Annotated in this window: 14 protein-coding genes and 1 pseudogene; 8 read left to right on the top strand and 7 right to left on the bottom strand. The window is 69.6% G+C overall.

The annotated features are described in order from the left end of the window. The first annotated feature begins 20 nt into the window (after positions 1-20). From AWC03_RS25340 to nuoN, 6 genes and pseudogenes are all read left to right on the top strand, one after another. Positions 21-809 (top strand): NADH-quinone oxidoreductase subunit J, encoded by a 789-nt coding sequence (locus AWC03_RS25340; protein ID WP_090423420.1) that lies wholly within the window; start codon positions 21-23, stop codon positions 807-809. Further along, entirely contained in the window at positions 806-1105 is a 300-nt protein-coding gene (nuoK, locus tag AWC03_RS25335; protein WP_007168303.1) for an NADH-quinone oxidoreductase subunit NuoK, read from the top strand. The genes AWC03_RS25340 and nuoK overlap by 4 nt, the downstream gene beginning before the upstream one ends. 21 nt (positions 1106-1126) lie before the next feature. Further along, positions 1127-3013: an NADH-quinone oxidoreductase subunit L gene (gene nuoL / locus AWC03_RS25330; protein ID WP_085243439.1), complete on the top strand. Its 1887-nt coding sequence runs from the start codon at positions 1127-1129 to the stop codon at positions 3011-3013. Further along, positions 3013-3090: pseudogene (locus tag AWC03_RS28040) on the top strand (16S rRNA (guanine(966)-N(2))-methyltransferase RsmD); the annotation flags it as partial. The gene nuoL and the pseudogene AWC03_RS28040, both read left to right, overlap by 1 nt. Next, on the top strand, positions 3087-4718 hold the full coding sequence (locus AWC03_RS25325; protein ID WP_085243438.1) for an NADH-quinone oxidoreductase subunit M: 1632 nt from the start codon (positions 3087-3089) through the stop codon (positions 4716-4718). The pseudogene AWC03_RS28040 and the gene AWC03_RS25325, both read left to right, overlap by 4 nt. Continuing rightward, positions 4715-6304 (top strand): NADH-quinone oxidoreductase subunit NuoN, encoded by a 1590-nt coding sequence (gene nuoN / locus AWC03_RS25320; protein WP_085243437.1) that lies wholly within the window; start codon positions 4715-4717, stop codon positions 6302-6304. Before AWC03_RS25325 ends, nuoN begins: the two co-directional genes overlap by 4 nt. 2 nt (positions 6305-6306) lie before the next feature. Here the strand turns inward: nuoN and AWC03_RS25315 are convergent, their stop codons facing one another. The 7 genes from AWC03_RS25315 to AWC03_RS25285 form a co-directional block, all read right to left on the bottom strand. Next, positions 6307-6699, bottom strand: a complete 393-nt coding sequence (locus AWC03_RS25315) for a hypothetical protein (RefSeq protein WP_244275522.1) — start codon at positions 6697-6699, stop codon at positions 6307-6309. Positions 6700-6763: 64 nt separating this feature from the next. After that, entirely contained in the window at positions 6764-8029 is a 1266-nt protein-coding gene (locus tag AWC03_RS25310; protein ID WP_085243435.1) for a DUF58 domain-containing protein, read from the bottom strand. 7 nt (positions 8030-8036) lie between these two features. Next, positions 8037-9014, bottom strand: coding sequence for an AAA family ATPase (locus AWC03_RS25305; RefSeq protein WP_085243434.1), 978 nt, complete (start codon positions 9012-9014; stop codon positions 8037-8039). Beyond that, a complete protein-coding gene (locus tag AWC03_RS25300; protein ID WP_085243433.1) occupies positions 9011-9493 on the bottom strand; it encodes a hypothetical protein in 483 nt (160 codons plus the stop codon). Before AWC03_RS25300 ends, AWC03_RS25305 begins: the two co-directional genes overlap by 4 nt. After that, positions 9490-10425 (bottom strand): DUF4129 domain-containing protein, encoded by a 936-nt coding sequence (locus tag AWC03_RS25295; protein ID WP_085243432.1) that lies wholly within the window; start codon positions 10423-10425, stop codon positions 9490-9492. The genes AWC03_RS25300 and AWC03_RS25295 overlap by 4 nt, the downstream gene beginning before the upstream one ends. 124 nt (positions 10426-10549) lie before the next feature. Next, the gene (locus tag AWC03_RS25290; RefSeq protein WP_085243431.1) at positions 10550-11422 is read right to left on the bottom strand and encodes an SDR family NAD(P)-dependent oxidoreductase; all 873 of its coding nucleotides are present in this window, start codon (positions 11420-11422) and stop codon (positions 10550-10552) included. Continuing rightward, a complete protein-coding gene (locus AWC03_RS25285; protein WP_085243430.1) occupies positions 11419-12021 on the bottom strand; it encodes a TetR/AcrR family transcriptional regulator in 603 nt (200 codons plus the stop codon). Before AWC03_RS25285 ends, AWC03_RS25290 begins: the two co-directional genes overlap by 4 nt. A 57-nt stretch (positions 12022-12078) precedes the next feature. Here AWC03_RS25285 and AWC03_RS25280 point away from each other — a divergent pair, with 57 nt between their 5' ends. Continuing rightward, positions 12079-13230, top strand: coding sequence for a phosphotransferase family protein (locus tag AWC03_RS25280; protein ID WP_085243514.1), 1152 nt, complete (start codon positions 12079-12081; stop codon positions 13228-13230). Further along, a complete protein-coding gene (locus AWC03_RS25275; protein WP_085243429.1) occupies positions 13230-14345 on the top strand; it encodes an Rv3169 family protein in 1116 nt (371 codons plus the stop codon). Before AWC03_RS25280 ends, AWC03_RS25275 begins: the two co-directional genes overlap by 1 nt. Positions 14346-14393 lie beyond the last annotated feature (48 nt).

Raw genomic sequence — 14393 nt, 5'->3', positions numbered from 1 at the left:
CCGGGTTCACCGGCCAGCTCCTGGCGTCCAGCCTGGCTTCCGACACCATCGTCCGCACCTCCACCGGCGAAGCGGTGGCGTTCTGGGTGCTGGGCGCGCTGGCGCTGATCGGCGCGATCGGGGTGGTGCTCGCGGTCAACGCCGTCTACTCGGCCATGTTCCTGGCGATGACGATGATCATCCTTGCGGTGTTCTACATGATCCAGGACGCGCTGTTTCTGGGTGTCGTCCAAGTGGTGGTCTACACCGGCGCGGTGATGATGCTGTTCCTGTTCGTGCTGATGCTGATCGGCGTGGACTCCGCGGAATCCCTGAAGGAGACGCTGCACGGGCAGCGCATCGCCGCCGTGCTCGCCGGCGTCGGGTTCGGCGTCCTGCTGATCGCCGCCATCGGCTCCGCCGCGACCGGGGGCTTCGCCGGGCTGACCACCGCCAACGCCAACGGCAACGTGGAAGGCCTTGCGGCGCTGATCTTCTCCCGCTACGTCTGGGCGTTCGAACTCACCAGCGCGCTGCTGATCACCGCGGCCATCGGGGCGATGGTGCTGGCCCACCGCGAGCGCTTCGAGCGCCGCAAGACGCAACGGGAGCTGGCCCAGGAGCGGTTCCAGCCCGGCGGGCACCCGACCCCGATGCCCAGCCCCGGCGTCTACGCGCGCCACAACGCCGTCGACGTGGCCGCGCTGCTGCCCGACGGTTCGTATTCGGAGCTGTCGGTGCCGGCGATCCTGCGCAGCCGCGGCGCCGACGGCAAACAGATTCCCTCCCGTCAGGCCAGCCCGAGCTTGTCACAAGGCGGTAAATCGTGAATCCGGCCAACTACCTTTACCTTTCGGCCCTGCTCTTCACCATCGGCGCCTCGGGTGTGCTGTTGCGGCGCAACGCCATCGTGATGTTCATGTGCGTCGAGCTGATGCTGAACGCGGTCAACCTGGCATTCGTCACGTTCGCGCGGATGCACGGGCACCTGGACGGGCAGATGATCGCGTTCTTCACGATGGTGGTGGCCGCGTGCGAGGTCGTCGTCGGCCTGGCGATCATCATGACGATTTTCCGTGCTCGCAAATCGGCCTCGGTCGACGACGCGAACCTACTCAAAGGCTGACATCGCCAATATGGGGCCAACATGACTCACTACACCTGGCTGCTGGTGGCGCTGCCGCTGGCGGGTGCCGCGATCCTGCTGTTCGGCGGACGGCGCACCGATGCGTGGGGCCACTGGCTGGGGTGCGCCACCGCCCTCGCGGCGTTCGGCGTGGGCCTGAGCCTGCTCAACGAGCTGCTCGGCCGCGCCGCCGACGACCGGGTCATCCACCAGAAGGTGTTCAGCTGGATCCCCGTCGGCCAGCTCCAGGTGGACCTCGGCCTGCAGATCGACCAGCTGTCGGTGTGCTTCGTGCTGCTGATCACCGGGGTCGGGTCGCTGATTCACATCTATTCGGTCGCCTACATGGCCGAAGACCCGGACCGCCGGCGGTTTTTCGGCTACCTCAACCTGTTCCTGGCCTCGATGCTGCTCCTGGTGGTCGCCGACAACTACGTGGTGCTCTACGTCGGCTGGGAAGGCGTCGGCCTGGCGTCCTACCTGCTGATCGGCTTCTGGTACCACAAGCCCACGGCGGCCACGGCGGCCAAGAAGGCGTTCGTGATGAACCGCGTCGGGGACGCCGGACTCGCGCTGGGAATGTTCCTGATGTTCAGCACCTTCGGGACGCTCTCCTACGCCGGGGTGTTCGCCGGGGCACCCGCCGCCGGCCGGGGCGCGCTGACCGCCATGGGGTTGTTGCTGCTGCTGGGTGCGTGCGCCAAGTCCGCGCAGGTCCCGCTGCAGGCCTGGCTTGGTGACGCCATGGAGGGCCCCACCCCGGTGTCGGCGCTCATCCACGCCGCCACCATGGTGACCGCCGGTGTGTACCTGATCGTGCGGTCCAACCCGCTCTACAACCTGGCTCCGGATGCGCGGACCGCGGTGGTCGTGGTCGGCGCCGTCACGCTGCTGCTCGGCGCGTTCATCGGCTGCGCCAAGGACGACATCAAGCGCGCGCTCGCGGCGTCGACGATGAGCCAGATCGGCTACATGGTGCTGGCCGCCGGCCTCGGCCCGGCGGGCTACGCGTTCGCCATCATGCATCTGCTCACCCACGGCTTCTTCAAGGCGGGCCTGTTCCTGGGCTCCGGCGCGGTGATCCACGCGATGCACGAGGAACAGGACATGCGCCGCTACGGCGGCCTGCGCGCCGCGCTGCCGATCACCTTCGCCACCTTCGGGCTGGGGTATCTGGCGATCATCGGCGTGCCGCCGTTCGCGGGCTTCTTCTCCAAGGACGCCATCATCGAGGCCGCGCTGGGCGCCGGCGACATCCGCGGCTATGTGCTGGCCGGGGCCGCGCTGCTGGGCGCGGGCGTCACCGCGTTCTACATGACGCGCGTGATGCTGATGACCTTCTTCGGCCAGAAGCGTTGGGCGCCGGGCACGCATCCGCACGAGGCGCCCGGCCTGATGACCTGGCCGATGATCCTGCTCGCCTTCGGCTCGGTGTTCTCCGGTGGGCTGCTGGCGTGGGGCGGCACCCTGCAGCGCTGGCTCGAGCCGGTGGTCGGGAAACACGAAGAGGTGACGCACGCGTTTCCCGCCTGGGTGAGCACCGCCCTGGCGCTGGGCGTCGTCGCCATCGGCATCGCGGTCGCCTACCGGCTGTACGCCACCGCGGAGATCCCCAGGGTGGCCCCGCTTTCGGTGTCACCGGTGACGACGGCCGCCCGCCGGGACTTCTACGGCGACGCCTTCAACGAGGGGGTGTTCATGCGCCCCGGCGCCGAGCTGACCCAAGCGCTCGTCGACGTCGACAACGCGGGCGTGGACGGCTCGGTCAACGCGCTGGCCGCGCTGGTGGGCCGCACTTCGAATGGCTTGCGCGGGCTGCAGACCGGCTTCGCCCGCAACTACGCATTGTCGATGCTGACGGGCGCGGTCCTGGTGGTCGCGCTGATCCTGGCGGTGAAACTGTGGTGAATCGCGCCAGCGACGATGCAGTGGGGGCACCACCCGCTTGCGGGGGACGGAGCGATGAGGAGGAGTGGCGCCAATGAACACCGTTCCGTGGCTGAGCATCCTGTGGTTGGTGCCGCTGGCCGGCTCGGTGCTCGTCATCCTGCTGCCCCCGGGGTTGCGCCGGCTCGCCAAGTGGACCGGCCTGGTCTTCGGCGTCGCGACGCTGGCGATCGCGATCGTCGTCACCCTGGGCTTCAAGACCGGCGGCAGCAATTACCAGTTCGTTGAAAGCCATTCCTGGATACCGGCGTTCGGCGCCACCTACTCCCTGGGCGTGGACGGCATCGCCGTGGTGCTGGTGCTGCTGACCGCCGTGCTGATCCCGGTGCTGCAGGTGGCCGGCTGGAACGATGGTGGCGATGCTGACGACCCGCTGCGCCCGGCTCCGCCGCGCTTGCGGTCGTCAGGTGGCGAAGAACGCAACCGCGGTGTGCACGCCTACGTCGCGCTGACGCTGGCCATCGAGTCGATGGTGCTGATCTCGGTGGTCGCGCTGGACGTGTTGCTGTTCTACGTCTTCTTCGAGGCCATGCTCATCCCGATGTACTTCCTGATCGGGGGCTTCGGCGGCGGGCCGGGCCGGTCCCGCGCCGCGGTGAAGTTCCTGCTGTACAACCTGTTCGGCGGGCTGATCATGCTGGCCGCGGTGATCGGGCTCTACGTGGTGACCGCCGAGCACGGTTCGGGCACGTTCGACTTCCGCGAGATCGTCGCCGGCGTCGCCTCCGGTCGCTACGGCGCCGACTCCGCGGTGTTCAAGGCGCTGTTCCTGGGCTTCATGTTCGCGTTCGCCATCAAGGCGCCGCTGTGGCCGTTCCACCGCTGGCTGCCCGACGCCGCGGTGGAGGCCACCCCGGCGACCGCGGTGCTGATGATGGCGGTGATGGACAAGGTCGGCACCTTCGGCATGCTGCGCTACTGCCTGCAGCTGTTCCCCGGCGCCTCAACGTATTTCCGCCCCCTGATCGTCGTGCTGGCCGTCATCGGCGTCATCTACGGGGCGATCGTGGCCATCGGGCAGACCGACATCATGCGCCTGATCGCCTACACCTCCATCTCGCACTTCGGGTTCATCATCCTGGGCATCTTCGTGATGACGAGCCAGGGCCAGAGCGGGTCGACGCTGTACATGCTCAACCACGGCCTGTCCACAGCGGCGGTGTTCCTGATCGCGGGATTCCTGATATCCCGGCACGGCAGCCGGGCGATCGCCGATTACGGCGGCGTGCAGAAGGTGGCGCCCATCCTGGCCGGAACGTTCCTCGTCTCGGCCATGGCCACCCTGTCGCTGCCCGGCCTGGCGCCGTTCATCAGCGAATTCCTGGTCCTGCTGGGCACTTTCAACCGGTACTGGCTGGCCGCCGCGTTCGGTGTCACCGCGCTGGTGCTGTCCGCCATCTACATGCTGTGGCTCTACCAGCGCGTCATGACCGGGCCCGTGGCCGCCGGCAACGAGAAGATCGGCGACCTGCGGGCGCGCGAATTGCTGGTCGTTGCACCGTTGATCGCGCTGTTGCTCGTTCTCGGCGTCTACCCCAAGCCGGTGCTGGACATCATCAACCCGGCCGTCGAGAACACCATGACCACCATCGGTCAGCACGATCCCGCACCGAGCGTGCCGGCAGTCAACCGCGTACCCCGGACAGCCGAAGGACCGCGCCCATGACCCTCCCCACCCCCAGCATCGAGTACTTCCTGCTCTGCCCGACGCTGATCGTCTTCGGTGTCGCCGTGGTCGGCGTCCTCGCGGAGGCGTTCCTGCCCAGGCGAATCCGCTACGGCGCCCAGGTGACGCTCGCCCTGGCCGGCCTGGTCGCGGCATTCCTGGCGACCGTGGAAGTGGCCGAGTCGCTCCCGGCCTCCGGCCGCGCGGCGGTGCTGGGCGCGATGGCCATCGACCGCCCGACCCTGTACCTGCAGGGCACCGTGCTGCTGGTTGCGGTGCTCGCCGTCATCTTCATGGCCGAACGCACGCAAACCAAAGCGGAGACCAAGGTCGCCGCGGGGGTTGGCGCCGCCGGATCGGCCGGCCTGGACTCCTTCACCCCGCAGGCGTCCGCGGTGCCCGGCAGCGACGCCGAGCGGGACGCCGAGCGGGCCGGGGCCGCGCAGACGGAGCTGTTCCCGCTGGCCATGCTGTCGGTCGGCGGCATGATGGTCTTCCCCGCCTCCAACGACCTGCTGACGATGTTCGTTGCGCTGGAAGTCCTTTCGCTGCCGCTGTACCTGATGTGCGGGCTGGCCCGGCACCGGCGCCTGCTGTCGCAGGAAGCCGCGATGAAGTACTTCCTGCTGGGCGCGTTCTCGTCGGCGTTCTTCCTGTACGGAGTGGCGCTGCTGTACGGCGCGACCGGCACGCTGCTGCTGACCGGCATCCGCGACGCGCTGGCGGCGCACGGAGACACCTCGATGGCGCTCGTGGGCGTGGCGCTGCTGTCGGTCGGCCTGCTGTTCAAAGTGGGTGCGGTGCCGTTCCATTCGTGGATCCCGGACGTCTACCAGGGCGCGCCCACCCCCGTCACCGGGTTCATGGCCGCGGCCACCAAGGTCGCCGCCTTCGGCGCCCTGCTGCGGGTGGTCTACGTCGCGCTGCCACCCCTGCACGATCAATGGCGGCCGGTGCTGTGGACCATCTCGATTCTCACCATGGCGGTGGGCACCATCACCGCGGTGAACCAGACCGACGTCAAGCGCATGCTGGCCTACTCGTCGGTCGCCCACGTCGGGTTCATCCTCACCGGCGTCATCGCCGACAACCAGGCCGGCCTGTCGTCCACGCTGTTCTACCTGCTCGCCTACAGCTTCAGCACCGTCGGCGCGTTCGCCATCGTGAGCCTGATCCGCGACGCCGACGGCGTCGAAGACGCCACCCTGGCCCATTGGGCGGGGCTCGGGCAGCGTTCACCCATTGTGGGCGTGATGTTTTCGATGTTCCTGCTGGCCTTCGCCGGCATCCCACTGACCAGTGGTTTCGTCAGCAAGCTCGCCGTGTTCAAGGCCGCGGCCCAGGGCGGCGCGGCACCCCTGGTGATCATCGGTGTGGTCGCCAGCGGAATCGCCGCCTACTTCTACGTGCGGGTGATCGTGTCGATGTTCTTCACCGAGGCCACCGACGACACCCCGCACGTGGTGGCGCCCGGCATCTTGAGCAAGGCCGCGATCGCGGTCTGCGCCTTGGTCACCGTGCTTTTGGGCATCTTCCCGCAGCCGCTGCTCGACCTCGCCGACCACGCCGCCCAGCTGCTGCACTGACCTCAGCTCAGGAACGGCCGCACGGCCAGCACGTAGGCGGCCAGCGCCGCCAGCGGCGCGGCCAACGGCAACCACGGCAACTGCAGCGGGAACGACGCCGCGACCCACCCCGCGAGGGTGAAGCCCACGGCCCCAACGACGGTCGGCACGCTGCCCAGCACCGCACCGGCCCCCGCCCCGGCCGCGTGCCGGCAGACCAGGTACGCGGTGGCGCACAGCCCGGAGAGCGCGACGAACGCGAGCGGCGGGTCGGACAGCACGATGGTGATCACCGACAGCAACACGGCAAGCGTCGCCGCGGGGCGAAATGCCACTCCCCCGACCACCGCGATCAGGGCCGCCGCCCAAGCCGCCACCGCGGGTCCGTGCGAGCCGTCGGCGACCAGGCCCACCATCAGCAGCCCGAACGCGACGGAGAACACCGGGGCCCACAGCCGCGGCAGTGCCGCCCCGCCGCCGCTAGCCACGGAGCCGCCCCCGCACCCGCCGGCGGCGGTCCGGCAGCACACCCATGGACTGCTCCAGCCCGCTGTCCCCTTCCCACGACACGATGTCGACGCCGACGGTGGCCATGTCGCGATACATAGCCGAGCGCTGCAGCGACCACATCCGGTCCACCAGGGGATCCAGGCGGCCCGCGAACGGCGAGCTGTCGAGGACGTCGACGGCGATGACGACGTGGCCGCGCCTGCGCAGGTCGATCAGCGCGAGCGCGAACTCGGTGTCGAGCAGCGTGGAGAACGCGATGACGATCGCACCCGCGGGCATGGCCGCCCGCGGCGCCAAAGTCCCCGTCGTGCCTTCGAATCGATCGCCGGCGGCGAGCACCGTGTCCAGCACGCGATAGAACTGCCGCTGCCCGATGTCGGCGCCCAGCCAGCGCGGGTGGTTGCCGCCGAGGGCGACGATCCCGGCGCGGTCGCCGTGCCGCAACGCGGTCTGCACGACTTGCGCGGCACCGCGGACGACGCGCTCGGTGGCCTCGGTCGCCGGGCCCGCCGGTTGCCGATAGGTGTCGATCAGCACCACCACGTCGGCGGCGCGGTCGGTGAGGCGCTGCGTGACGTGCAGCTGGCCGCGACGCGCGCTCACCGGCCAATTCACCACGCGCAGTTGGTCTCCGGGGACGTAGGCGCGGATGTCAGCGTATTCCACGCCGGGACCGACGTGCCGGGTCAGGTGCGCGCCCAGCCGGTCGAGCAGCTCGGTCTGCGGGATGGGCGTCGACTGCGGGGGCGTCAGGGGAAACACGATCACCTCGGCGGCGTCCACGGTGGCCGTCCCCGACAGCAGCCCACCGCGCGCGATCACATCGACGCGCGCCCCGATGAAGTACCGGCCCCACCGTTGCGCCGTCGCCGCAACGGTTTTGGCGTGCGGCGACGCCGAGTCCAGGATTTCGAGCGCCATCCCCTCGACGGCCGGCACCGTGAGCTCTGCCGCCGAAAACCCGGTCGCCCCGCCCTCTTCCGTCATCCAGATGCGCAGCCGCGCCCGGTCGTTCTCGAAGCACCGCTGCGCGTCGGGATCGCCGTGCACGCGGATCGCCGGCACGGGGCGTTGCCAGCTGATCGAGCAGAGCACACCGAGCAGGGGCGCGGCGAAGGCGATCAACTGCCACCGCACGGCGATCACCGCGACCGCCACCGCCAGCCCCGCGCAGGTCGCGACGGCACGCGTCAAGTGCGATGCGCGCCAGCAGAACTCGGCCTCACGCCCGGTCACACCGGCCTCATCCGCCGCTCGGGTGGCCCTCGCCGGTTCGCGGCACCGGCAGGCGGCGCAACAACTCCCCGACGACGTCGGCGCCTTGGATCTTGCGCACCCACATCTCCGGGCGCAGGGTGATCCGGTGCGCGACGGCCGGGACGGCGAGCGCCTTGACGTCTTCGGGGATCACGTAGTCCCGGCCGAGCAACAGCGCGCGGGCGCGGGCCAGTTGCACCAGGTCGAGCTCGGCCCGGGGGCTGGCGCCGACGGCGACCTGCGGATGATGCCGCGTGGCGTTGGCCAGCGAAACCACGTAGCGCAAGACGTCTTCGTGCACGGTCACCTGCTCGACCGATTCCCGCATCGCGAGCAGGTCGTGCGCATCCACCACCTGGTTGACGGCCGGCTCGACCGACCCGCGTTCGAGCCGCCGGCGCAGCATCGCGGCCTCGTCGCGCTCGGAGAGGTAGCGCAGCTCGAGGCGGATCGCGAACCGGTCGAGCTGCGCTTCCGGCAGCGGGTAAGTGCCCTCGTACTCGATCGGATTGTCGGTCGCCAGGACGATGAAAGGTTGTGGCAGCTGGTGGGTTTCGCCGTCGATGCTCACCTGGCCCTCGGCCATCGCCTCGAGCAGCGCCGCCTGCGTCTTGGGCGGCGTGCGGTTGATCTCGTCGGCCATCAGCAGGTTGGTGAAGATGGGCCCGGGCCGGAAGGCGAAACGACCCGATTGCATGTCGTAGATCGTCGAGCCGAGCAAGTCAGCGGGCAGCAGGTCGGGGGTGAACTGCACACGGGTGAATTGCAGCCCCAGCGCGGCGGCGAACGATCTGGCGATGAGCGTCTTACCCAGGCCGGGCAGGTCCTCGATCAGGACGTGGCCGCGCGCGAGCACCGCGATGAGGATGAGGGTGAGCGCGGAACGCTTACCCACCACCACGCGTTCGATCTCGTCGAGCACCGCCTCGCAGTGCGCTGTGGTTGTTGCCGCCGGCAGCGTCATACCTGTTCCAACTTTCGCAGAATCTCTTCCAGCGCGGCACGGCCGGGACCGGGCCGCCGGTCACCGGTCCGTGCGACGTTGTTGGGATTGACCCATTCCCACAGTTCGGTCCCGAAGAGCATCTGGCCGCTCGCCTGATACGCCACGGGGTCTTTGGATCGTCTTTGGCCGGTGGCCATCTCGTATCGGCGCGCAAGCATGGGGCGCAGGTGGCGGTCCCAGTCCACCCGGGTTGACTCCGACCACCGGATCGTCGTCTCGGTGCTGGACAGCCAGCGACGCAATGAATCCCCGAGATCGTCGGGCTCCGCGTCCGCCTCGGGTTGCATTCCCCGCCCGAGCACGCGACGGACAGTGAACAGCACCAGGGTCAGTGCGCCGCCGGAGGCGGCCAACACGAGGCGGCGATCGTGCTGGAGCAGTGCGAGCAGCTCGATGCCGACGATGAAGCAGACGCCCAGGGCCAGTGTCTTTTTCATGCGGCACTCCTGGTGCCCAGCTCGTCGAGCACCAACTGCAGAACACGCACCGCCACGTCGCGGTGACCCTCGTTCATCACGTGCGGGCTGAACCGCGCCTCGGCGAACAGGTTCACCAACTGCACGGCGTTGTCGGCATGCAGCGCGCGGTGTTCCACCGCGCGGGCCAACACCTCGGTCGGGGTGTCGAAGTCCTGCGGGACGGCGCCGGGCACGTGGGCCAGCTCGCGTTCCATCGCCGCGTAGCAGGCGATGATCGCCTCGCGAGGTTCACGGCTGAGGTCGGCCATCTCGGCCAGCCCGCGTTCGGCCGCCCGCGCCAAGGATTCCGAACGTGACGGCGGCGCCGGGGGTTCGGCGTGATCGTCCGCGACGGCGCCGGGCGCGGCCGCGCGCCACCGCCGCCGCGACATGACGACCGTCCCGGTGACGATCACCAACAGCATCGGGACGGTGGCCGCGAGCAGGATGCCGAACACGTCGCCGTTGCGCGCGTGCGGTTGCGGCGGCGGGGCGTTCGCCTGCTCCGGTGACGCGGCACCGGTCGCCGGAGCGGGCGGCGCCTGACCGACGTGATGGGGGGCCAGCAGGTGGGTGGCCACCCACACGATCAGCAGCCACGACCCGATGACCGCCAGCCCGATCAGCAACACCCGCCAGCTCGGCCGGCCCCTGCCGGTGCCGAGCATCTCGGACAGCTGACCGGCTCGGGGCGCCGCCGCCCGCGGGTCCCGCAACCGCGCGATGACCGCGATCGTCACCAGCGCGAGCGTGACCCCGAGGGTCGCCACCACGAAGACCAACGCCGCCGGCCCGCCGGTTTCCTCCCCGCGCGCGGCGGGGTGGGGGGACGGCAGGTAGCCGCGCAGCGCGGCGGAGAGGACGAGCAGCAGCGCGATCAGGGCGACGGCCCGCCCCGTGGGCTTGTCCATACCGGGCATCGGCATACCACTCGACCGGTTGTTGCGGCACTGCTTTGCCTCATCCTGGCACGTCAGCCGTGAGGTTATCCACAGTCGGCGATTCATCCACCAATCGCGACCCGGACGACCGCGCCTAGTCGGGCTCGAAGGGCCGGAAGGTGCCGTCGAGCACCTGCAGGTGACCGATCGTGCGACCGGTGACCTTTTCGGGATCGACCAGCGTCAATTCGACTGCGGCCCGGGCGAATTCGTCGGCCGCGGCGGTCTCGTCGAACTCCCGGGCATAGTAGGCCAGCCCGGGGGTGAGGATCGGTTTCGACGGCGACAGGGCATTCACCGCGATGTGGTGATCGGCGAGGTCGAACGCCGCGCACTGGGTCAGGTGCTCGAGCGCCGCCTTGGATCCGCCGTACCCGGGCAGCACGCTGCCGCTGCGGTCCGGATACGGACCGTTGCCGGGGATCCTCGATGCCACCGAGCTGACGTTGATGATCGACCCGCGGCCCGCCTCGATCATGTCGGGGCATACCAGCTGCATCAGCTCGTAGGCGGCAAAGACGGCGATGTCGAAATGCCGGCGATAGGCGGCCAGCGGGATGCTGACGAAACCCGGCCACCCGGGCTTGGCGACCCCGGCCGCCGGCTTCGCGGACTGGGCGCGCGGCTCGGACCCGGGCGCCCGGGGACGGCCGGGCGCGGTGAAGGCCGCATTGTTCACCAGAATCGTGATGGGCCCCAGGGCTTCTCGCGCCGAGACCACCAACCGGGCGATGTCCTCGCGTTCGGTCAGGTCGGCGCGGATGGCCACCGCGCGCCCGCCCGCCGCCTCGATGTCGGTGACCGTCTCGCCGATGGTTCCCGGCAACCGCTCGTCCCACACCTGTTCGGTGCGCCCCGCCACCGCCACGGCGGCGCCCTCGGCCGCCAGCGCCAGCGCGATCGCCCGGCCCAGCCCCCGGCTGCCCCCGGTGACGATCGCGGCCCGCCCGGCCAGCCGGGCCGTCATCGCGTCACCCCGTGCACCACGATGGCGGTGGTCTGCTCCACCCACCCGTCGTCGAGTTCGTCCTCCGGGCGCAGCAGCATGCGCAGCATCGTGGCTCCCCCAATCAATTCGATCAACCGGTCCGGGTCCACGTCGGGATGCGCCTCGCCGCGGTCGACGGCGTCACTCAACCGCACCCGCACGGTCGCGAACAAATCCGCAAACCGGGACATCACCCGGGCGTTGAGGGCGGGATCGGCGGTCATGTCGGCCACCAGGCCGGGCAGGGCGGCGCGGACGACGGGCGTGGTGAACACGTCGCGGGTGGCCTCGATCATCATGCGGACGTCGGCGGCGAAGTCCCCGGCGGGCGCCTGAAGCGCGGTGGGCGCCACCGGGAAGGCCGCCTCGTGGACCAATTCGGCCTTGCTGGACCACCGGCGGTACAGCGCCGATTTGGTGGTTCCCGCGCGCTCGGCGACCGCCGCCAGGCTGAGATTGGAATAGCCCATTTGGACAAGCAGTTCCGCGGTGGCCGATAGGATGGCCGAGTCGATGCGCGGGTCCCGCGGGCGGCCGGCACCGGGGGCCTTGTCAATGGCGGATGGGTCTGCTTTCATAACGCTACCTACCGTATCGTAATTGCCGCGAAGAAGTCTCGAAGAATGGAGGCACCCGTGGCCAATGAACCCGTGCTCGACAGGGTCGACCGGCTTCAGCGGTCCAGCAGAGACATCACGACGCTACCCGCGGTGATGTCGAATTGGCTGTCGACCGTGCTACCCGCCGGGGCGGCGCCGGAGGTCACCGTCGAAAGCGGCGTCGACTCGACGGGGATGTCGTCGGAAACCATCATCCTGACGGCCCGGTGGCAGCAGGACGGCAAGCCCACCGAGCAGAAGCTGGTGACCAGGGTGGCGCCGGCCGCCGAGGACGTGCAGGTGTTCCCCACCTATCGGCTGGACCACCAATTCGAGGTCATCCGCAAGGTCGGCGAACTCACCGACGTCCCCGTCCCGCCCGTGCGCTGGCTCGAGCCCACCGGCGACGTGCTGGGCACCCCCTTCTTCGTGATGGACTACGTCGACGGCGTGGTGCCGCCGGACGTGATGCCCTACACGTTCGGCAACAACTGGTTCGCCGATGCCCCGGCCGAGCGGCAGCGCGAGCTGCAGGACGCAACCGTCGGCGTGCTCGCCAGGTTGCATTCGATCCCCAACGCGGAGAAGACGTTCGGCTTCCTGTCCGACGGCCAGCAGGGTGACACCGCGCTGCGCCGGCACGTCAACTGGGTGCGGTCCTGGTACGACTTCGCGGTGCCCGACATCGGGCGCTCACCGCTGCTGGAACGGACCTTCACCTGGCTCGAGGACCATTGGCCGGCCGAGGCCGCCGCGCGGGAACCCGTGCTGCTGTGGGGCGACGCGCGTGTGGGCAACGTGTTGTACCGCGACTTCGCGCCGGTGGCGGTGCTGGACTGGGAGATGGTCACCCTGGGCCCACGCGAACTCGACGTGGCGTGGATGATCTACGCGCACATGGTGTTTCAGGAGCTGACCGGCCTGGCGGGGCTGCCGGGCCTGCCCGCGGTGATGCGCGAGGACGACGTCCGCGCCACCTATGAACGGCTGACCGGCGTTGAAGTCGGCGACCTGCGCTGGTTCTACGTCTACTCGGGCGTCATGTGGGCCTGCGTGTTCATGCGCACCGGCGCGCGCCGGGTGCACTTCGGGGAAACCGAGAAACCCGAGGACGTCGAGTCGCTGTTCTACCACGCCGGGTTGATGCGAAGCCTGATCGGCGAGGGCCCCACGGGAGAGGACCACTGATGCTCGGACCGCTCGACGAGTTCCCGGTTCACCAGATTCCGCAGCCGATCGCGTGGCCGGGATCCTCGGACCGCAACTTCTACGATCGCTCCTACTTCAACGCACACGACCGCACCGGAGACATCTTCGTCATCAGCGGCATCGGCTACTACCCCAACCTGGGCGTCAAGGACGCGTTCTTCCTGGTGCGGCGCGGGGACACCCAGACCGCGGTGCACCTGTGCGACGCGATCGACTCCGACCGGCTCAACCAGCACGTCAACGGCTACCGGATCGAGGTGATCGAGCCGCTGCGCAAGCTGCGGTTGGTCCTCGACGAAACCGAAGGCATCGCAGCCGATCTCACCTGGCGGGGCCTGTTCGACGTCGTGCAGGAACAGCCGCACGTCCTGCGGTCGGGCAACCGGGTGACGCTGGACGCCCAGCGGTTCGCCCAGCTCGGCAGCTGGAGCGGCCGCATCTCCGTCGACGGCGAGGAGATCGCCGTCGACCCCGCGATCTGGCTCGGCAGCCGCGACCGGTCGTGGGGCATCCGGCCGATCGGCGAGCCCGAGCCCGCCGGGCGGCCCGCCGACCCGCCCTTCGAGGGCATGTGGTGGCTGTATGTGCCGATGGCGTTCGACGAATTCGCCATCGTGCTGATCATCCAGGAGGAACCCAACGGCTTCCGCTCGCTCAACGACTGCACCCGGATCTGGCGCGACGGACGCGTCGAGCAGCTGGGCTGGCCCCGGGTCAAGATCCACTACCGTTCCGGCACCCGTATCCCCACCGGGGCGACCATCGACGCCACCGCCCCCGACGGGACGCCGGTGCGCTTCGACGTGGAGTCCAAGCTGCCGGTGCCCATCCACGTCGGCGGCGGCTACGGCGGCGACTCGGACTGGCTGCACGGCATGTGGAAGGGCGAGAAGTTCGTCGAACGCCTGACCTACGACATGACCGACCCGGCGATCGTCGCGCGGTCCGGATTCGGGGTCATCGACCACGTCGGGCGCGCGGTGTGCCGCGACGGCGACGGGGAGCCCAAAGAGGGCTGGGGCCTCTACGAGCACGGCGCGCTGGGCCGCCACGACCCGTCCGGGTTCGCCGACTGGCTCACCGTCGCCCCCTAGGCGGCCCGCGAACGTCGGCCCCCTTCCGAGATGAAACCGGGGCGGCGT

This window comes from Mycobacterium europaeum, assembly GCF_002102155.1.
GTDB lineage: Bacteria > Actinomycetota > Actinomycetes > Mycobacteriales > Mycobacteriaceae > Mycobacterium > Mycobacterium europaeum.
Note: the sequence above shows the minus strand (reverse complement) of the source record. Positions and strands in the feature narration are given on the sequence as shown.